The 19,274-nt window shown below is 61.6% G+C and carries 15 protein-coding genes and 1 pseudogene; 8 read left to right on the forward strand and 8 right to left on the reverse strand.

The window, feature by feature from the left end:
- Nucleotides 1-2 precede the first annotated feature (2 nt).
- From FKL89_RS07165 to FKL89_RS07200, 8 genes and pseudogenes are all read right to left on the reverse strand, one after another.
- The gene (locus tag FKL89_RS07165) at nucleotides 3-425 is read right to left on the reverse strand and encodes a type II toxin-antitoxin system VapC family toxin (RefSeq protein WP_156862108.1); all 423 of its coding nucleotides are present in this window, start codon (nucleotides 423-425) and stop codon (nucleotides 3-5) included.
- Between the two features lie 176 nt (nucleotides 426-601).
- Nucleotides 602-844, reverse strand: a pseudogene (locus FKL89_RS20345) (AbrB/MazE/SpoVT family DNA-binding domain-containing protein); the annotation flags it as partial.
- A 208-nt stretch (nucleotides 845-1,052) separates the two neighbouring features.
- Complete coding sequence (gene prpF / locus FKL89_RS07175) at nucleotides 1,053-2,252, reverse strand: 2-methylaconitate cis-trans isomerase PrpF (RefSeq protein WP_156862110.1); 1,200 nt, start codon at nucleotides 2,250-2,252, stop codon at nucleotides 1,053-1,055.
- 94 nt (nucleotides 2,253-2,346) lie between these two features.
- Nucleotides 2,347-4,947, reverse strand: a complete 2,601-nt coding sequence (gene acnD, locus FKL89_RS07180) for a Fe/S-dependent 2-methylisocitrate dehydratase AcnD (protein ID WP_156862111.1) — start codon at nucleotides 4,945-4,947, stop codon at nucleotides 2,347-2,349.
- A 148-nt stretch (nucleotides 4,948-5,095) separates the two neighbouring features.
- On the reverse strand, nucleotides 5,096-5,644 hold the full coding sequence (locus FKL89_RS07185) for a hypothetical protein (protein WP_156862112.1): 549 nt from the start codon (nucleotides 5,642-5,644) through the stop codon (nucleotides 5,096-5,098).
- A 79-nt stretch (nucleotides 5,645-5,723) separates the two neighbouring features.
- Nucleotides 5,724-6,881 (reverse strand): bifunctional 2-methylcitrate synthase/citrate synthase, encoded by a 1,158-nt coding sequence (prpC, locus tag FKL89_RS07190; protein WP_156862113.1) that lies wholly within the window; start codon nucleotides 6,879-6,881, stop codon nucleotides 5,724-5,726.
- An 856-nt stretch (nucleotides 6,882-7,737) separates the two neighbouring features.
- Complete coding sequence (prpB, locus tag FKL89_RS07195) at nucleotides 7,738-8,625, reverse strand: methylisocitrate lyase (RefSeq protein ID WP_156862114.1); 888 nt, start codon at nucleotides 8,623-8,625, stop codon at nucleotides 7,738-7,740.
- 447 nt (nucleotides 8,626-9,072) lie between these two features.
- Entirely contained in the window at nucleotides 9,073-10,056 is a 984-nt protein-coding gene (locus FKL89_RS07200; RefSeq protein WP_156862115.1) for a malate dehydrogenase, read from the reverse strand.
- Between the two features lie 281 nt (nucleotides 10,057-10,337).
- Between FKL89_RS07200 and FKL89_RS07205 the strand changes: the two genes are divergently transcribed.
- From FKL89_RS07205 to FKL89_RS07240, 8 genes are all read left to right on the forward strand, one after another.
- On the forward strand, nucleotides 10,338-11,135 hold the full coding sequence (locus tag FKL89_RS07205; RefSeq protein ID WP_156862116.1) for a GntR family transcriptional regulator: 798 nt from the start codon (nucleotides 10,338-10,340) through the stop codon (nucleotides 11,133-11,135).
- A 105-nt stretch (nucleotides 11,136-11,240) separates the two neighbouring features.
- Complete coding sequence (gene sdhC, locus FKL89_RS07210; protein WP_156862117.1) at nucleotides 11,241-11,663, forward strand: succinate dehydrogenase, cytochrome b556 subunit; 423 nt, start codon at nucleotides 11,241-11,243, stop codon at nucleotides 11,661-11,663.
- A complete protein-coding gene (gene sdhD / locus FKL89_RS07215; RefSeq protein ID WP_156862118.1) occupies nucleotides 11,663-12,010 on the forward strand; it encodes a succinate dehydrogenase, hydrophobic membrane anchor protein in 348 nt (115 codons plus the stop codon). The genes sdhC and sdhD overlap by 1 nt, the downstream gene beginning before the upstream one ends.
- An 11-nt stretch (nucleotides 12,011-12,021) precedes the next feature.
- Entirely contained in the window at nucleotides 12,022-13,806 is a 1,785-nt protein-coding gene (gene sdhA / locus FKL89_RS07220) for a succinate dehydrogenase flavoprotein subunit (protein ID WP_156862119.1), read from the forward strand.
- Between the two features lie 24 nt (nucleotides 13,807-13,830).
- Nucleotides 13,831-14,538, forward strand: coding sequence for a succinate dehydrogenase iron-sulfur subunit (locus FKL89_RS07225; RefSeq protein ID WP_156862120.1), 708 nt, complete (start codon nucleotides 13,831-13,833; stop codon nucleotides 14,536-14,538).
- Nucleotides 14,539-14,561: 23 nt separating this feature from the next.
- Nucleotides 14,562-14,816: an FAD assembly factor SdhE gene (locus FKL89_RS07230; RefSeq protein ID WP_156862121.1), complete on the forward strand. Its 255-nt coding sequence runs from the start codon at nucleotides 14,562-14,564 to the stop codon at nucleotides 14,814-14,816.
- A 72-nt stretch (nucleotides 14,817-14,888) separates the two neighbouring features.
- Complete coding sequence (gene gltA / locus FKL89_RS07235; RefSeq protein WP_156862122.1) at nucleotides 14,889-16,196, forward strand: citrate synthase; 1,308 nt, start codon at nucleotides 14,889-14,891, stop codon at nucleotides 16,194-16,196.
- 240 nt (nucleotides 16,197-16,436) lie between these two features.
- Entirely contained in the window at nucleotides 16,437-19,274 is a 2,838-nt protein-coding gene (locus tag FKL89_RS07240; RefSeq protein WP_156862123.1) for a 2-oxoglutarate dehydrogenase E1 component, read from the forward strand.

The following is a 19,274-nucleotide window of genomic DNA, read 5'->3' on the forward strand; positions in this document are numbered from 1 at the left end:
CATCAATGAACAGCGGGCAGCGCGTCGGGGTCACCGGGGATGATGACGCGCAACCCCTTGAAGTAATCACGGTGGAAGCCACCGTCGTAAGTGATCAGCCCTTCGCACTGCATCAGCGCGTGGGCGCCAATCAGGAAGTCGGCGATGATGCGGGAACGGGTGCCGCCGTTCTTGCGGTAGCGCTTCGACATTTCGCCAGCGCGGATGGCGGCAGTTTCGTTGGTGGGGACGAACAGGAACCCGAGGCTCGCCAGCGTCTTGCGTGTCTGCTCGCTGTCACCACGAGAACAGATCTCCGCCATCGCCACATCGGACAGCGCGAGGCGACCAATCTGGGCGGCATCGCTGAGCGTCTGCGTGCTTTGTTCGGCATCGGGGCCGTCGAAAAGCATGTCGATCAGCACGCTGGAATCCACCGCGATCATGCACGCTTCCTGCGCGTTGCGGTGGCGGCCACGCCCGCGCGCGGCGCGGCGGTAGTGGATGCTTCGGTGTTATCGGTCACCGGCAAGCTCTGCTCGGCAAGCCAGGCGGCACGGCGGCGGGCGTGGTCCTCGCGCACGGCGGCAGGGATCTCGATGTCGTCGCGCAGTTCCTCCCACGGCTCGATGGGATCGTTGGGCGCGCGCCCGCGAAGCTCGCGCATGATGCCTTCGACCGTTTCGCCTGGCTCCAGCTTGAGGATGCCACGCGCCCGGCTGAAGGCGTCGTCCAGCTTCTTGCGGATGATGAGCTTGCCACCTTCGACGGTGAAGGTGAGCAGCGTACCCGGCGTCAGACCAAGCTGATCGCGAATGGCTTTCGGAATGACAACCTGACCGCGTTCTGCAAGGGTGGCTTCCATGTCATACCTTGAAAGTAGGAATCAATTGGTATGAATTATAAGGTATGAAAACTATTTTCATATAGGCTGGGAGCTATCATCTTGGCGAATAAATGGCGTCCAAGCGCGGCTGACAGGGCAATTCGGCAAAAAGTCGGAATTTAGCTATTTCGACAGTTAAGCCCATATCCAGCGCGGTTCTTCGCAAAAAGCTGATGGCATCTGATGCCTACAAACCCGAGACTGGAGGAATCCGTACATTGCCTTCCATCAGCACTCGTGCGCTGCGGCTCATCACCGCCTTTTTCACCACCCATTCGCCGTTCTCCTGAGTCGCTTCCGCACCCACACGAAGCGTGCCAGAAGGGTGTCCGAAGCGTACCGCCGGGCGCGTACCGCCGCCGGCCGCCAGATTGACCAGGGTGCCGGGGATGGCCGCTGCGGTGCCGATGGCAACTGCTGCGGTGCCCATCATGGCGTGGTGCAGCTTGCCCATCGAGAGTGCGCGCACGCAGAGGTCAATATCGGTCGCCTGCACCGATTTGCCGCTGGACGCGGTGTAGCTGGTGGGCGGTGCGACGAAGGCGACCTTCGGCGTGTGCTGGCGGGTAGCTGCTTCGTCGAGCGACTTGATCAGACCCATGCGCATCGCGCCGTGCGCGCGTATCGTCTCGAACATTGCGAGCGCTTTCGCGTCGCCGTTGATGGCGTCCTGCAGCTCGGTGCCGGTGTAGCCGATGTCTTTGGCGTTGACGAACACGGTGGGGATGCCGGCGTTGATCATCGTCGCCTTGAACGTGCCGACGCCGGGCACCACGAGGTCATCGACCAGATTACCGGTGGGGAACATCGCGCCACCGCCGTCGCCTTCACCCTCGTCAGCCGGGTCGAGGAATTCGAGTTGCACTTCGGCAGCGGGGAAGGTCACGCCGTCGAGTTCAAAGTCACCGGTCTCCTGCACCGCGCCGTTGGTGATCGGCACATGGGCGATGATGGTTTTCTGGATGTTGACCTGCCAGATGCGGATGGTGGCGATCCCGTTCTGCGGCACGCGTGCGGTGCCCACAAGACCATTGCTGATCGCAAACGGCCCGACCGCCGCCGACAGATTGCCGCAGTTGCCCGACCAGTCGACGAACGGCTTGTCGATGGAAACCTGTCCGAACAGGTAATCGACGTCGTGATCCGGCTTGCTGCTCTTGGCGAGGATCACGCTCTTCGACGTGCTCGAGGTGGCGCCGCCCATGCCGTCGATCTGCTTGCCGTACGGGTCAGGCGAGCCGATCACACGCAGCAGAATGGCGTCACGCACGGCACCCGGCTGCTGCGCAGCGGCAGGCAGATCGGTCAGCTTGAAGAACACGCCTTTCGACGTGCCACCACGCATGTAGGTGGCAGGGATTTTGATTTGGGCGGGGTGGGTAGACATCGCTAATCGCTCTCATGTAGCCCGGCTGCTTGCAGCCGGGATTTGTGCGGTGGAAGGGGGCGTGACGTTTCCCCGGCTGCGAGCAGCCGGGCTACTACGCCGTTTGCCCTTCCAGAAAGTCCTTCGCAAACCGCTGCAACACACCACCGGCGTCGTACACCGAAATTTCTTCTGCAGTGTCGAGACGGCAGGTCACTGGCACTTCAACCGTTTCGCCATTCTTGCGGCGGATGACCAGCGTCAGCGTGGTGCGCGGCGTGCGTTCGCCGATCACGTCGAAGGTTTCGGTGCCGTCGATGCCGAGTGTCAGGCGGGTGGTGCCCGGCTTGAACTCGAGAGGCAGTACGCCCATGCCGATCAGGTTGGTGCGGTGGATTCGCTCAAAGCCTTCCGCCACGATCACTTCCACGCCGGCGAGGCGCACGCCCTTGGCCGCCCAGTCGCGCGAGCTGCCCTGGCCGTAGTCGGCACCAGCGATGATGATCAGCGGCTGCTTGCGATCCATGTAGGTCTCTATCGCTTCCCACATGCGCATCACCTTGCCATCGGGCTCGACGCGGGCGAGGGAACCTTTCTTCACGGCGCCGTCGACCACTGCCATTTCGTTCACCAGTTGTGGGTTGGCGAAGGTAGCGCGCTGCGCGGTGAGGTGGTCGCCGCGATGTGTCGCATACGAGTTGAAGTCTTCTTCCGGCAAACCCATCTTGGCCAGATACTCACCTGCGGCGCTGTCGAGCAGGATCGCGTTCGACGGCGACAGGTGATCGGTGGTGATGTTGTCGGGCAGTACGGCGAGCGGGCGCAGCCCACGCAGCGTGCGCTCACCGGCCAGTGCGCCTTCCCAGTACGGCGGGCGGCGGATGTAGGTGCTGGGCGCGCGCCAGTCGTAAAGCGGGCTGATCTTTTCGCCGGTACTCGCCGCGAAGGTGAACATCGGCTCGTACACCTTGCGGAACTGCTCCGGCTTCACGCTCTTTGCGATGACCGCGTCGATCTCCTCGTCGCTGGGCCAGATGTCCTTGAGCGTGACGGGCTTACCGTTCTGGTCGATGCCGAGTACGTCTTTCTCAATGTCAAAGCGCACTGTGCCGGCAATGGCGTAGGCGATCACCAGTGGCGGCGAGGCGAGGAAGGCCTGCTTGGCGTAGGGGTGAATGCGGCCATCGAAATTGCGGTTGCCGGAAAGCACGGCCGTGGCGTAAAGATCGCGGTCAATGATTTCCTGCTGGATCTTCGGGTCGAGCGCACCGCTCATGCCGTTGCAGGTGGTGCAGGCGAAGGCGACGATGCCAAAGCCCAGCGCTTCGAGATCGGGCAGCAGCTTCGCTTCTTCGAGGTAGAGCTGCACCGCCTTCGATCCCGGTGCCAGCGAGGTCTTCACCCAGGGCTTGCGGGTGAGGCCGCGCGCGTTGGCGTTGCGCGCGAGCAGCCCCGCCGCGATCACGTTGCGCGGGTTTGAGGTGTTAGTGCAACTGGTGATCGCAGCGATGACCACTGCGCCATCCGGCATGGTGCCTTCGCTGGCAGCAGGCATCTGCCACGGCGCTGCGATACCGCGTTCGGCAAGCGCGCTGGTCGGCAGCCGTTTGTGCGGGTTCGACGGGCCGGCCATGTTGCGCACGACGGTGGAAAGATCGAAGCGCAACGTGCGTTCATATTCAGCCGCGACCAGCGCATCAGCCCAGAGACCAGCGGCCTTGGCGTAGGTCTCGACCAGTGCCACCTGCTTGTCGTCGCGACCGGTGAGCTTGAGATAGTCGATGGTCTTCTGGTCGATGAAGAACATCGCGGCAGTGGCGCCGTACTCGGGTGCCATGTTCGAAATCGTTGCGCGGTCACCGAGTGTGAGTGCAGCGGCACCTTCGCCCCGGAATTCGAGATAGGCGCCGACCACCTTCTCCTTGCGCAGGAATTCGGTCAGCGCCAGCACCACGTCGGTCGCGGTGATGCCAGGTTGCGGCTTGCCCGAAAGCTCGACGCCGACGATGTCCGGCAGCCGCATCCACGAGGCACGGCCGAGCATTACGTTCTCGGCCTCGAGGCCACCGACACCGATGGCGATGACGCCCAGCGCATCCACATGCGGGGTGTGGCTGTCGGTGCCGACGCAGGTGTCGGGATAGGCCACACCGTCCAGCGTGCCAATCACCGGGCTCATGCGCTCCAGGTTGATCTGATGCATGATGCCGTTGCCGGCAGGGATCACGTCAACGTTCTTGAACGCCTTCTTGGTCCACTCGATGAAGTGGAATCGGTCCTCATTGCGGCGATCTTCCACCGCGCGATTCTTGGCGAAGGCGTCCTTGTCAAATCCGCCATATTCAACGGCGAGCGAATGGTCCACGATCAACTGCACGGGTACGACCGGATTCACCTTGGCCGGATCACCACCCTGATCGGCGATGGCGTCTCGCAGTCCGGCGAGATCAACCAGCGCGGTCTGGCCTAGGATGTCGTGGCACACCACACGCGCCGGGAACCACGGAAAATCGAGCTCGCGTTTGCGCTCAATGAGCTGCTTGAGGTAGTCATTGATCTTAGCCGGCTCGGCCTTGCGCACGATGTTTTCGGCGTGCACGCGGGCGGTGTAGGGCAGCTTCGCCCAAGCCCCGGCCTGCAGGCGGTTGACGGCGGCGGCTGCGTCGAAGTAGTCGAGGCTGGTGCCGGGGAGCGCTTTGCGATCAGTGCTGTTCATGGCGTTTGCAATTGGATTGACGGTGGGCTGCCGGTGCGGGTGCATGGCAGCAAAGACAAAACGGCAACGCCGCTGCAATTGCCAGCGGCAAGCAGCGGTTTGCGGTTTGAATGGAAAGTGGCGACGACGGCGCGTCGCGCAGCAAGAGCTACTGCGAGAGCAGGAAGTCCACGCGCTTCGAAAATTCGATACGCACTGCGTCGCCCTTTGACTTGCCAAGCGCCGCCTCGACAGCGTCGCGCAATGCGAGCAGCTCCTTCGCTGACATCGCGCGCTCGACTTTCATCTGCAGCATCACGCCACGCAGGCCGAGATCGGCGACAGCACGTACAAATTCCGGATAAAGCAATCGCTGCTGCGCTGCCTCGTCCACTGTGTGCGTAGCAGTGACCGGGGCCACGTCTGCCATCGGCTCGTGCAGCACTTCCTCCGGCGCGGGTGCTGGCGTCGCTGATGGCGCGCGGCCACCAATGCCAGCCAGTGTGGGCACTACTTCGACCAGGCCGAGCGTGATCAACTGCTGAAAGCCATCGCGGCCCGCAGGCAGGCGCGACGCAATCTCGCTGTATTCCGCAGCGGTCTTGTCGCCGTAGACCATCAGCAATAGCGTGCGCAGCGGGCCAGGCAATTCCTGGCTCCGTCCCGCCAGCGCGGCACGACCGCTGGCGCTCTTCTGTATCCGGTCTCCGGGTTGCATAGTTGTGTTCAGCGTGATTCAGAAGCTTTCGAAAGTCTACGCCGAATGACAACTGGATGCGAGCGGACATGGCGGAGGGCTAGGTACGCTGTTGCAAATTTACAAAAGTCAAATCATCCGGCCCGGTGTAGTTGGCGCTTGGCCGGATGATCTTTCCGTCGATGCGTTGCTCAATCACGTGCGCGCTCCAGCCGCTGGTGCGTGCGATCACGAAGAGTGGGGTAAACATAGCGGTCGGCACGCCCATCATGTGATAACTGACCGCGCTGAACCAGTCGAGGTTCGGGAACATCTTCTTGATGTCCCACATCACCGTTTCCAGACGCTCAGCGATGTTGAACATCTTCATGTCGTTGCGCTCCTTTGACAGGCTGCGCGCCACTTCCTTGATGACCTTGTTGCGCGGATCGCTCACGGTGTAGACCGGGTGACCGAACCCGATCACCACCTGCTTCGCCTCGACGCGCGCCTTGATGTCGGCCTCGGCCTCATCCGGCGTGTCGTAGCGCTTCTGCACTTCAAACGCCACTTCGTTGGCGCCGCCGTGCTTCGGCCCGCGCAGTGCACCGATGCCACCAGCGATGGCGCTGTACATGTCGGAGCCGGTGCCAGCGATCACGCGGCAGGTGAAGGTGGAGGCGTTGAACTCATGCTCCGCGTAAAGGATCAGCGAGGTGTGCATTGCCTTCACCCAGCTCTGCGGCGGGCGAGTGCCATGCAACAGATGCAGGAAGTGGCCACCGATGGAATCTTCGTCGGAATCGATCTCGATGCGTTTGCCGTTGTGGCTGAAGTGATACCAGTACAGCATGGCCGGGCCCAGCGAGGCCATCAGCTTGTCGGCAATGTCCTTGGCGCCCGGATGATTGTGGTCATCCTTTTCGGGCGACACGCAGCCGAGCACCGAAACAGCCGTACGCATCACGTCCATTGGGTGCGACGACGGTGGCAGCTGTTCCAGCGCCGCGCGCACTGCCGCAGGCACGCCACGCAGCGATTTCAGCTTGGTCTTGTAACCCGCGAGTTCCGCCACCGTGGGCAGCTTGCCGTGCACCAGCAGGTACGCGATTTCCTCAAACTCGCAGGCACCGGCGACATCAAGAATGTCATAGCCGCGGTAGTGCAGATCGTTGCCCGTACGACCCACCGTGCACAGCGCGGTGTTGCCGGCAGCGGTGCCGCTGAGGGCGACGGACTTTTTGACTTTGGGGCCGGGGGTTGCGGGGGCGTCGGACATTGTTTCTTCCTTCCGTAGGGTGCAATCTCATTGCACCCAAGTTGATACCAACCAAGTATGTTCTTTGCGACGATGGTGCGATGCATCGCACCCTACGTGCTATCCAGTTAAGTGATTTCTTATTCCGTCTTCAAACGACTTGTCCCATCCGGTGCGCTTGTCATACTGAATGCCAGCCAAAACATCGAGGCAGACTGTCGGAGTCATGCAATCAAAAAGCCACACTCCATCAGACAGCACTATGTCAATGACCTTGGGCATACAAGTCTCATACGGACCATCGAATCCACCGGGAAAGTCATGTTCGCAGGAATGTCTGGTGGGGTAACACTCGCGAGCAGTCCAGTTGAGGTGATACATAAACTGCGATGGCGAATGGTGCCGTTGCCGTTGGGCGTTCAGTTCAACAGCGAGAATCGATATAGGAAAGTGCTCGGGGGATTTTGGAATGCCGTCCCGATCATGAAACGGATACTGCGCGGTGAGAGGCAGCAACCAATCAAAGGTTATTGCGAGCACGACGCCGCGACCCCGACCGCTGCACTGTGGTCCGCCACATCGCCAGATGACCAGGATGCGGTCGTTCTTCCGCAACACATAGCGACGACTGTCACATCGAAATCCTGCCTCAACTAAGCGCTCGTGCTCTCGCGACGCACGCATCCACTTGAGCCAGTCCGAAGTGTCTCCTCGGTTCGCCATTGCGCTCATTTCGTGGATGACCTGATCGCCCGGAGAAGCGAAGCGCGTCCGGGGTTCCCCGTGGCATGCAGGTTTGTATCAATTTGCCTTGACGCGCTGCGCTTCTCAAGGTTACGTTTGACACGAATGAACGTGGCGGCGAGCACGGCCGTTGTTACGCCTTCTTCGCCGCAAACAACGCATCAAGATGGTTCTCGAATGCGTGGTAATTGATGCGGTCGTAGAGCTCCATGCGGGTTTGCATGGTGTCGAGCACGTTCTTCTGGTGGCCGTCGCGGCGGATGGCCTGGTAGACGTTTTCGGCGGCCTTGTTGGCGGCGCGGAAGGCGGAGAGCGGGTAGAGCACCATGCCGCAACCGGCGCTCTTGAGCTCTTCCACCGAGAACAGCGGCGTCTGGCCGAATTCGGTGATGTTGGCAAGCACCGGCACCTTCACCGCGTCAACAAACTTGCGATAGGTCGGCAGGTCGTACGCGGCCTCGGCGAAGATGGCATCGGCCCCGGCCTCGACACACTTGATGGCGCGCTCGATCGCGGCATCCACGCCGAACGCCTGAATGGCGTCGGTGCGGGCGATCAGGAAGAACTCGGGGTCGATCTTGGCGTCGGCGGCGGCCTTGACGCGGTCCACCATTTCCTCGGTGGTGACAATTTCCTTGCCCGGACGATGGCCGCAGCGCTTGGCGCCGACCTGGTCTTCAATGTGGCAGGCCGCGGCGCCGAACTTGATCAGCGATTTCACCGTGCGGGCGATGTTGAATGCGCTGGGTCCGAATCCGGTATCGATGTCCACCATCAGCGGCAGGTCGCACACATCGGTGATGCGGCGCACGTCAGTCAACACGTCGTCGAGGTTGTTGATGCCTAGGTCGGGGAGGCCGAGCGAACCGGCGGCCACGCCACCGCCTGAGAGATAGATTGCCTTGAAGCCAGCGCGCTTGGCGAGCAAGGCGTGATTGGCGTTGATGGCGCCGATGACTTGCAGGGGGGATTCGGCTTTGAGGGCCGCGCGGAAGGCGGCGCCGGGGGAGGGGAGGGACATCAGCTTTTCCTTCAACGCCCCGCTACATCAGGGCACAGCGCGGAATTACCCGCTTATCGACTTCAACAGATTTTGCATGCCAAGCCCTTGTCAAATAAGGCTTGCAGGAAAAAGCTGTCATCCCGAAACCGCGTCGTCAGTGTTGACTTCCGTACCTGCAGGCGCGGCTCCACCGCTGCCTTCTGCGCTCATCAACGGTGGGTCGCGGCAGAGCCGCGCCTACAGTCAATAAGTGCTCAATCACTTTCCGTTTTGCAAGCCCACGAAACCGTCGGGCGCGCCGCGCGCGACCGTGGGCTTGCAAAACGGAGCTGCGCACAAGTGGCACGCAGCTCGGCGACGACGGGTGAAAAACGGTGGCATACCTTTGCGTCCTAGCGACCAACGGAAGCGTCGTCTTCTCGTCCTAGTAGGCGGCGCAAAGCGCCGCCACGTCGTCCTGCTCGGCTAGCCGAGCAAATGCGCAATCGCGTCGCGCTCGTCGGTCAGCTCCTTCAGCGTCTTGTCCATGCGGGCGCGGCTGGCGGCGTCAATCTCGAGGCCGGTCACGCGGGTGTATTCGCCGTTGGCGCAGGTCACGGCGACGCCGTACTGAATGCCTTCCGGGATGCCGTAGCTGCCGTCCGACGGGATGCCCATCGTCACCCATTCGCCGTTGGTGCCGAGCGCCCAGTCACGCATGTGATCGATCGCCGCGTTGGCCGCCGAAGCCGCCGACGACACGCCACGCGCTTCGATGATGGCTGCGCCGCGCTTGCCGACAGTCGGGATGAACACGTCGTTGTTCCAGGCGTCATCAATCTTGTCCTTGAGCGCAGCGCCGTTGGCGGTGGCGAAGCGCACATCCGGGTACATCGTCGGCGAGTGGTTGCCCCAGACGACGAGCTTCTTGATGTCGGCGACCTTGGTGCCGGTCTTTGCCGCGAGCTGCGACAGGGCGCGGTTGTGGTCGAGGCGGAGCATCGACGTGAAGTTCTTCGCCGGCAGATCCGGGGCCGACTTCTGTGCGATGTAGGCATTGGTGTTGGCCGGATTGCCCACCACCAGGACTTTCACGTTGCGGCTGGCGACGGCGTTGAGTGCCTTGCCCTGTGCCGTGAAGATGGCCGCGTTGGCCTGCAGCAGATCAGCGCGCTCCATGCCGGGGCCGCGCGGACGGGCGCCCACGAGCAGGGCGTAATCGGTGTCCTTGAACGCGGTCATCGGATCCGAGTGCGCTTCCATGCCGGCGAGCAGCGGGAACGCGCAGTCGTCCAGCTCCATCATGACGCCCTTGAGCGCCTTTTGCGGGCCTTCGACCGGCACTTCCAGCAGTTGCAGGATGACGGGCTGGTCCTTGCCCAGCATTTCGCCGGAGGCGATGCGGAACAGGAGGGCGTAACCAATCTGGCCAGCGGCTCCGGTGACGGCTACACGAACAGGGGCTTTCATGTTTGATCCTTTTCTAGGGGTGGCACTGCGCCCCGAAACCCGCTGTTACCGTCGCTCTTGTATAAGACCACGACAAAAACCGAGAGCCAGCCGGAGCACTGAACTGTCAATTCTCGCGCAACTCGCCTGACTTGTCGTTGACGGATGCTGCGCTGCGAAATCAGTTCAACCCGGAACGGATTATTCAACAAGTTTCCGCGCACGTCAACCACTCTTATGTCTTATATAAGACATAAGACCACAGATTGCCAAGCGGGCGATTTTGAGCAACAATTCGCTACATGAGCGACGTCGCCCTGGCCTCCCACACTGCGTCCGCAGGCGCCTCCGGCACTGCGGCCGGGGCTACGGCCCCGGAGACGCCGTCGTTCCAGCCGCTTTACCAGCAGATCAAGGGCTTGCTGACGCAGCGCCTTGAATCAGGCGAGTGGCGGCCTGGTGAAGCGATTCCCAGTGAGCAGGACCTTGCCGCCCAATTCAGCGTAAGTCAGGGTACGGTGCGCAAAGCCATCGATGAGCTGGCTGGCGAGAACATCGTCGTGCGCCGTCAGGGCAAGGGCACCTTTGTTGCAACGCACACCGAGACCAAGAGCTCGATGTTCCGCTTTCTGCGCATGCGCCGCAACGACGGTCAGGATGAGTATCCCGCCAGCGACCTGCTTGACGTCCGGCGCGGCCGGGCCACCGCCGAAATTGCCCGCGCCATCGACATCAAGCCCGGCGACGGCGTGCTGGTGCTGCGCCGCCTGCTGCGTTACGGCGGCGAACCGACGGTGCTCGACGAGATCACGTTGCCTGCCGCCCTGTTCAAGGGCCTCACCAAAGAACGCTTCGATGCCTATGAGGGCTCGATGTATGGCTTTTTCGAGACCGAGTTCGGCGTCCGCATGTTGCGCGCCGAGGAACAGGTGAAGGCGGTCGCGGCAGACCCGGTGACCGCCGAAGCGCTGCGCGTGGGCATTGGCGCACCGCTGCTTTGCGTGGAGCGCATTGCCTACACCTACGGCGACAAGCCGGTGGAATTCCGTCGTGGGCTCTGCACCACCCGAAGTCACCACTATGCCAATACCCTGAGCTGACGCTGCAAGCTCGCGGTCAGCCACGAACAGCAAAATGAAAACAAGCAGTAACCGTTCAAACCAACAATAGCAAACACAACCAATCAGTCCTACGGAGCACTCTGCATGGCCAACACAGATTCAGTCACTCTGCCGAAAGCGAGGCCGCGACCGGTCTTCCGCAATATCGGTTTTGGTGAACTCTCCAACTACCGGCTGCCGATTCCGGGCGTCGCCTCGATCGTGCACCGGGTCACCGGCATTGCCCTGTTCGTCGCGCTGCTGTTTCTGCTCGCCATGCTGCAGATGAGCCTCAAGTCCGAGGCCGGCTTTGAGGCGTTCCGCAGAATCATCTGGGGCAACATCGTTGGCAAGCTGGTGCTGATCGGCCTGCTGTTCGCGCTGATCTATCACATGGTCGCCGGCTTCCGGCATCTGATTCAGGATGCCAACCAGTGGCTGGATCTGGCCACGGCACGCTCGACGGCGTTTGCATCGTTTGCCATCAGCATCGTGCTGACGGCGCTGGTGGTCTGGAGGCTCTGCTGATGGCTGCTTCATCGAAATTCATCACCGAATGGTGGCTGCAGCGCATCAGCGCCGTGGTCGTCGCCGCTTACGCGCTGCTGGTCATTGCCCTGCTGCTCATCAATGGCACGCCGAATGCGGCGCAGTGGCAGAGTCTATTTGCTAACACCGGCTTCAAGCTGGCCACGCTGCTGGCGCTGGTCGCCACGGCCTATCACGGTCTGGTGGGTGCATTGCACGTGTGGCCGGACTACGTGAAGAACCGCGCCGTTCTCGCCGTACTCAATGCCTACACCTGGGTCGTTGCTGGCGCGGTGGTGTTGTGGTCGGTCTACATCCTGTTCGGCCTCAGCGCCATTGCTAAATAAGGGCACGCAGAATGGCTCTCTCAGTTCACAAATACGATGCAGTGGTGGTAGGCGCCGGTGGCGCCGGGATGCGCTGCTCCCTGCAACTCGCGCGCGCAGGCCTGCGCGTCGCCGTGCTCTCCAAGGTGTTCCCGACGCGCTCGCACACAGTCGCGGCGCAGGGCGGTATCGGTGCCTCGCTCGGCAATATGGACGAGGACAACTGGCACTACCACTTCTACGACACCGTCAAGGGCTCCGACTGGCTCGGCGACCAGGATGCCATCGAGTTCATGTGCCGCGAGGCACCGAAGGTCGTCTACGAGCTCGAACACATGGGCATGCCGTTCGACCGTAACCCTGACGGTACGATCTATCAGCGCCCGTTCGGCGGCCACAGCGCCAAGTACGGCGAGAAGCCGGTCCCCCGCGCCTGTGCCGCCGCTGACCGCACGGGTCACGCGATGCTGCACACGCTCTATCAGCAGAACGTCAAGAGCAACACCACGTTCTTTGTCGAATGGATGGCGCTCGACGTCATTCGCGACGCCGAGGGTGATGTGGTCGGCGTCACGGCGCTCGAGATGGAGACGGGCGAAGTTTCGATCTTTCACGCCAAATGCGTGCTGTTTGCCACGGGTGGCGCCGGCCGCATCTTCGCAGCCTCGACCAACGCCTTCATCAACACGGGCGACGGTCTCGGCATGGCAGCACGCGCCGGCATCCCGCTCGAAGACATGGAGTTCTGGCAGTTCCACCCAACTGGCGTACACAACGCGGGCGTGCTGCTGACCGAAGGCTGCCGTGGCGAAGGCGCGATCCTGCGCAACAAGGACGGCGAGCGCTTCATGGAGCGTTACGCGCCCAAGCTCAAGGACCTGGCGCCGCGTGACTTCGTGTCGCGCTGCATGGACCAGGAGATCAAGGAAGGCCGCGGCTGCGGTCCGAACGGCGACTACATCGCGCTCGACCTCACCCACCTCGGCGGCGACACGATCATGAAGCGCCTGCCCTCGGTGCACGAGATCGGCAAGAACTTCGCCAACGTTGACGTCATCAAGGAGCCGATCCCGGTGGTGCCGACCATCCACTATCAGATGGGTGGCATCCCGACCAATATCCACGGCCAGGTTGTCGTTCCCAAGAACGGTAACCCGAACACCGTGGTCAATGGCTTCTACGCCATCGGCGAATGCTCCTGCGTGTCGGTGCACGGCGCCAACCGTCTGGGCACCAACTCGCTGCTCGACCTGCTGGTGTTCGGCCGCGCGGCCGGCAATCATCTGATCGAGACGGCGCTGGCGAGCAAGGCGCACAAGCCGCTGCCGGCCAACGCGGCCGACTACTCGCTCGCACGCATCGCCAAGCTTGATCAGTCGAACAGCGGCGAGTATCCGCAGGACGTAGCCAACGATCTGCGCAAGGCGATGCAGACGCACGCCGGCGTGTTCCGCACGCAGAAGAGCATGGACGAGGGCGTGGTCAAGGTGCTCGCCGTTGCCGAACGCGCGGCCAACCTGTCGCTCAAGGACAAGTCCAAGGTGTTCAACACCGCGCGCATCGAAGCGCTGGAAGTGGCCAACCTGATGGAAGCCGCGAAAGCGACGATGGTCTCGGCTGCCGCACGCAAGGAAAGCCGCGGCGCACACACGGTGGATGACTATGGCGATACGCCCGAGCACCCGCTCGGCCGTAACGACGACGTCTGGATGAAGCACACGCTCTGGTACAGCGAGGGCAACCGCCTCGACTACAAGCCGGTGCAGACCAAACCGCTGACCGTCGACACCATTCCGCTTGCGAAGCGCACGTTCTAACTCAGGATAACGCTGGACCCGATCATGGCTGACAAACGCACATTCGAAATCTATCGCTACGATCCTGACAAGGACGCGAAGCCCTACATGCAGACTTTCGAGATAGAGCTCGAAGGCACTGAGCGCATGCTGCTTGATGCGCTGATGAAGCTGAAGAAGGTGGATGACTCCATCAGCTACCGCCGTTCATGCCGCGAAGGTGTCTGCGGGTCGGATGCGATGAACATCAACGGCAAGAACGGCCTGGCCTGCCTGACCAACATGCAGACGCTGCCGCAAAAGATCACGCTGCGCCCGCTGCCGGGTCTGCCGGTCGTGCGCGACCTGATCGTCGACATGAGCCAGTTCTTCAAGCAGTACCACTCGATCAAGCCCTACATCGTCAATGACACGGTGGCGCCCGAGAAGGAACGCCTGCAGTCACAGGAAGACCGCGAAGAGCTGAACGGCCTCTACGAGTGCATCCTGTGCGCCTGCTGCTCGACAAGTTGTCCGAGTTTCTGGTGGAACCCCGACAAGTTCGTTGGTCCGGCCGGATTGCTCGCCGCCTACCGCTTCATCGCCGACACGCGCGATCAGGTGCGTGAGGAGCGTCTCGACAACCTCGAAGACCCGTACCGCCTGTTCCGCTGCCACACCATCATGAACTGCGTCGATGTCTGTCCGAAGGGGCTCAACCCGACCAAGGCCATCGGCAAGATCAAGGACATGCTGGTCAAGCGCGCTGCCTGATCCAGTCATCATCGCCGGCGATCATGCTCACCGATCTCGAACTCTCAAAACTGCGCTGGCGCTGCCGGCGCGGCTTTCTTGAGAACGACATCATCCTGACCCGTCTGCTCGATCGCCGGGGCGCGAACTTCGCCCCGGACGAGCATGAGCAACTGCTGGCATTGATTTCGCTCGACGACAACGACTTGTGGGAGATCATCGCCGGACGCTCCGACGACTTTCCTGCGGGCTGCAACGGCATGGTCGAAACGCTGCGTCAGACACGCGTCAATCATTAGCCGTATTTTTCGTCCGTACCGCTTTCGCTTTCATCCATACCCAACACTTTCAACACAATAACGGAGCTTGCAATGACCGCCTCCTCGACCGCCACCCTGTCGTTCAGCGACGGCTCGCCCAGCATTGAATTTCCGGTGCTCAAGGGCACCGTGGGCCCTGATGTCGTTGACATCAAGACGCTTTACGGCAAGACCGGCAAGTTCACCTACGACCCGGGTTTCATGTCGACTGCGGCCTGTCGCTCAGCGATTACCTACATCGATGGCGACAAGGGCGAGCTCCTGTATCGCGGCTACCCGATCGAGCAGATCGCAACCAATTGCGACTACCTCGAAACCTGCTACCTGCTGCTGAACGGCGAAATGCCCAACGCTGCGCAAAAGGACGCCTTCGTCAGCAACGTGTCGCACCACACCATGGTGCACGAGCAGATGCAGTTCTTCCTGCGTGGTTTCCGCCGTGACGCGCACCCGATGGCTATCCTGACCGGCATGGTCGGCGCGCTGTCGGCCTTCTACCACGACACGCTCGACATCAATAACGCCGAGCATCGCCACATTGCTGCGATCCGCCTGATCGCCAAGATGCCGACCCTGGTGTCGATGGCGTACAAGTATTCGGCCGGCCAGCCGATGATCTACCCGAAGAACGATCTGTCGTACACCGCGAACTTCATGCGCATGATGTTTGCCACGCCATGCGAGGAATATCAGGTCAACGACGTGCTGGTGCGCGCGCTCGACCGCATCTTCATCCTGCATGCAGATCACGAACAGAACGCATCGACCTCGACGGTTCGCCTTTGTGGATCGTCAGGCACCAACCCGTACGCGGCGATCGCTGCTGGCGTTGCCTGTCTGTGGGGCCCGGCGCATGGTGGCGCGAACGAGGCGGCCCTCTCCATGCTGCTCGACATCCAGAAGAATGGCGGCGTCGAGAAGATCGGCGAGTTCATCACCGCAGTGAAGGACAAGAACTCCAACGTGCGTCTGATGGGCTTCGGCCATCGTGTCTACAAAAACTACGACCCGCGCGCCAAACTGATGCGCGAGACCTGTTATGAGGTGCTCGGCGAACTCGGTCTGCAGAACGACCCGCTGTTCAAGCTCGCGATGGAGCTGGAGAAGATCGCGCTGTCGGACGAATACTTCGTCTCCCGCAAGCTCTATCCGAACGTCGACTTCTATTCCGGCATCGTGCAACGTGCCTTGGGTATCCCGACTTCACTGTTCACGGCAATTTTCGCGCTGGCCCGCACCGTCGGCTGGATCGCGCAACTGAACGAAATGCTGGCCGATCCCGATCAGAAGATCGGCCGCCCACGCCAGCTCTTCACCGGCGCTACGGCTCGCGACGTGATGCCGTTGCATCAGCGGTAGCGCTTGCGCGCTGCGCGCGCAGGACGAGAGGACGACGCTGCGCTAGGACGACGGTGCGCCACTGGGCGCACCTAGGACGCAAGGCATCGTTGGCATCAAACTTCAAACGACAGTAAACAGCAAAGCAACCAGCGAGTGACGGAAACACGTTGACACCTCCTTGCGTCCTAGGCGCGCCAGCGCCGACGTCCTAGCGAAGCGTCGTCTTCTCGTCCTCGCTTCTCCAAAGGAGAAGCGGAAATGATGAACGAACTCCAGCAGACTTCCACTATTTTCGGCGGCAACATGCCGTACATCGAGGAGCAGTACGAAAACTATCTGGCCGATCCGGCATCGGTCGAGCCGAAGTGGCGAGCGTACTTTGACGCCATGCGCGCCGGTGCACAGGATGTTGCCCACCAGCCGGTGATTGACGCCTTCGCCGCGATGGCCAAGTCGCGCAAGGCGGCGACGGCGAGCATCGACGCTACGCTGATGGACAAGCAGCTCGGCGTGATGAAGCTGATCCACGCCTATCGCTTTGTCGGTGGCCGTATTGCCGACATCGATCCGCTCAAGCGCCAGGAAGTCCCGTTCATCAAGGAGCTTGACCACAAGCACTATGGCCTCGCCGACAGCGACCTGGAGACTGAGTTCTCCACTGGCCTGCTGCCGGTGAACGGCCAAAGCCGCGCCAAGCTCAAGGACATCATCGCTACCCTCAAGGCAACGTACTGCCGCTCGGTCGCCGTTGAGTACATGTACATGGCCAATGAGGACGAGCGCGAGTGGCTGCGCAGCCGCATCGAATCGACCTGTCTGAAGCCGAACTACAGTGCCGAGCAGAAGCGGCACATCCTCGAGCGCCTGACGGCGGCCGAAGGCCTTGAGCGCTATCTGCACACCAAGTACATGGGGCAGAAGCGCTTCTCCGGTGAGGGTGGCGACACCATCATTCCGGTGCTCGATCACATGCTGCAGCACGCCGGTGCGGCGGGTGTGCAGGAGACGGTGATCGGCATGGCGCACCGCGGTCGTCTCGGCGTTCTTGTCAACACCTTCGGCAAGCTGCCGAAAGACCTGTTCGCCGAATTCGAAGGCAAGTACGACACCACGCTGTCCGCTGGCGACGTCAAGTATCACAAGGGTTTCTCGAGCGATATCACGACGCCGGGCGGCCCGATGCACATCACGCTGGCGTTCAATCCATCACACCTTGAGATCGTGAACCCGGTGGTGACCGGATCGGTGCGCGCCCGCCAGAATCGTCGTGGCGACAAGAATGGCCGCGAAGTGCTCGGCATCCTGTTGCATGGCGACGCAGCCGTGGCCGGTCAGGGTGTGGTACAGGAGACGCTGGCGCTGTCGCAGACCCGTCACTATGGCACCGGCGGCACCATGCATCTGGTGATCAATAACCAGATCGGTTTCACCACCAGCGACCCGCGCGACTACCGTTCGACCCTTTACTGCACTGACATTGCGAAGATGGCCGAAGTGCCGATCTTCCACGTCAACGCCGACGATCCGGAAGCCTGCCTGCTGGTCACGGAGATCGCGATGGACTACCGCACCATCTTCCACAAGGATGTATTCATCGACCTCGTCTGCTTCCGTCGTCTCGGCCACAACGAGCAGGACGAACCGATGGTGACGCAGCCGCTGATGTACAAAAAAATTCATCAGCATCCGGGCACTCGCAAACTTTACGCCGACAAGCTTGAAGCCGAAGGCGTGATCAAGGCAGGTGAAGGCGATCAGTACGTCACCGCGTTCCGCGATGCGATGGACAAGGGTACGCACACCAACAAGACCATTCTGGCCAACTATGTTGCGCCGTATCAGCAGGACTGGGCTAAGTTCGTCGGTCGCGTCTGGACTGACACTGCGGATACGACCGTTCCGCTGAAGACGCTCAAGGACCTCGCCAAGAAACTCACCACGATGCCGGACGGCTTCACGCTGCATCCGCGGGTGGAAAAGATGATCGGCGACCGCAAGGCAATGGGCGAAGGCAAGCAGCCGCTCGATTGGGGCATGGCCGAAAACCTCGCCTACGCGACGCTGGTGAACGAAGGTACGGGCGTACGCCTCTCTGGCGAGGACTGTGGCCGCGGCACGTTTTCGCATCGTCACGCCGTGTTCCACGACCAGAACCGTGAAAAGTGGGACAGCGGCAGCTACATCCCGCTGCAGCATGTCAATCCGAAGCAGGGCGAATTCACCGTCATTGATTCGATCCTGTCGGAAGAGGCCGTGCTCGGCTTCGAGTATGGCTACTCGACGTCGGAGCCAAACCAGCTCGTGATCTGGGAAGCGCAGTTTGGCGATTTCGCCAATGGCGCGCAGGTTGTGATCGACCAGTTCATCAGCTCCGGTGAAGTGAAGTGGGGCCGCGTCTGCGGCCTGACGCTGCTGCTGCCGCATGGCTACGAAGGCCAGGGCCCTGAGCACTCGTCGGCGCGTCCGGAGCGCTTCCTGCAACTGTGCGCCGAGCACAACATGCAGGTTGTCGTGCCGTCAACACCTGCGCAGTGCTATCACATGCTGCGCCGACAGATGCATCGCGACTGGCGTCGCCCGCTGATCGTGATGACGCCGAAGTCGCTGCTGCGCCACAAGGAAGCCGTCAGCACGCTGGAAGAGCTGGCCGAAGGCAGCTTCCAGACGGTCATTGGCGAGACCGACAAGATCGTCGCCAAGAACGTCAAGCGCGTGGTGGTCTGCTCCGGCAAGGTCTACTACGAACTGCTCGCGCACCGCCGCGAACAGGACATCAAGGATGTCGCGATCATCCGTCTCGAACAGCAGTACCCGTTCCCGCACGACGACTTCAAGGCGCAGCTCAAGAAGTTCCCGAACGCACACGAAATCGTCTGGTGCCAAGAAGAGCCGCAGAATCAGGGCGCGTGGTATCGCCTGATGGCCTACTTCCGCGCGGACATCAAGCCCGAGCAAGTGCTGCTCTATGCCGGCCGTGCGGTCAGCGCCTCCCCCGCAGTGGGCTACCTGTCGAAGCACAACGCGCAGCAGAAGGAGCTCGTCGAGAGTGCCTTCAGCTCCAAGCTTGGCACGGGGCAGATGTTGACGAATCTTTGA

The organism is Casimicrobium huifangae, from assembly GCF_009746125.1.
Lineage (GTDB): Bacteria > Pseudomonadota > Gammaproteobacteria > Burkholderiales > Casimicrobiaceae > Casimicrobium > Casimicrobium huifangae.

Coding starts and splice junctions, on each gene's coding strand:
- FKL89_RS07165 (WP_156862108.1), bottom strand. CDS start 425: ATGATCGCGGTGGATTCCAGCGTGCTGATCGACATGCTTTTCGACGGC.
- prpF (WP_156862110.1), bottom strand. CDS start 2,252: ATGTCTACCCACCCCGCCCAAATCAAAATCCCTGCCACCTACATGCGT.
- acnD (WP_156862111.1), bottom strand. CDS start 4,947: ATGAACAGCACTGATCGCAAAGCGCTCCCCGGCACCAGCCTCGACTAC.
- FKL89_RS07185 (WP_156862112.1), bottom strand. CDS start 5,644: ATGCAACCCGGAGACCGGATACAGAAGAGCGCCAGCGGTCGTGCCGCG.
- prpC (WP_156862113.1), bottom strand. CDS start 6,881: ATGTCCGACGCCCCCGCAACCCCCGGCCCCAAAGTCAAAAAGTCCGTC.
- prpB (WP_156862114.1), bottom strand. CDS start 8,625: ATGTCCCTCCCCTCCCCCGGCGCCGCCTTCCGCGCGGCCCTCAAAGCC.
- FKL89_RS07200 (WP_156862115.1), bottom strand. CDS start 10,056: ATGAAAGCCCCTGTTCGTGTAGCCGTCACCGGAGCCGCTGGCCAGATT.
- FKL89_RS07205 (WP_156862116.1), top strand. CDS start 10,338: ATGAGCGACGTCGCCCTGGCCTCCCACACTGCGTCCGCAGGCGCCTCC.
- sdhC (WP_156862117.1), top strand. CDS start 11,241: ATGGCCAACACAGATTCAGTCACTCTGCCGAAAGCGAGGCCGCGACCG.
- sdhD (WP_156862118.1), top strand. CDS start 11,663: ATGGCTGCTTCATCGAAATTCATCACCGAATGGTGGCTGCAGCGCATC.
- sdhA (WP_156862119.1), top strand. CDS start 12,022: ATGGCTCTCTCAGTTCACAAATACGATGCAGTGGTGGTAGGCGCCGGT.
- FKL89_RS07225 (WP_156862120.1), top strand. CDS start 13,831: ATGGCTGACAAACGCACATTCGAAATCTATCGCTACGATCCTGACAAG.
- FKL89_RS07230 (WP_156862121.1), top strand. CDS start 14,562: ATGCTCACCGATCTCGAACTCTCAAAACTGCGCTGGCGCTGCCGGCGC.
- gltA (WP_156862122.1), top strand. CDS start 14,889: ATGACCGCCTCCTCGACCGCCACCCTGTCGTTCAGCGACGGCTCGCCC.
- FKL89_RS07240 (WP_156862123.1), top strand. CDS start 16,437: ATGATGAACGAACTCCAGCAGACTTCCACTATTTTCGGCGGCAACATG.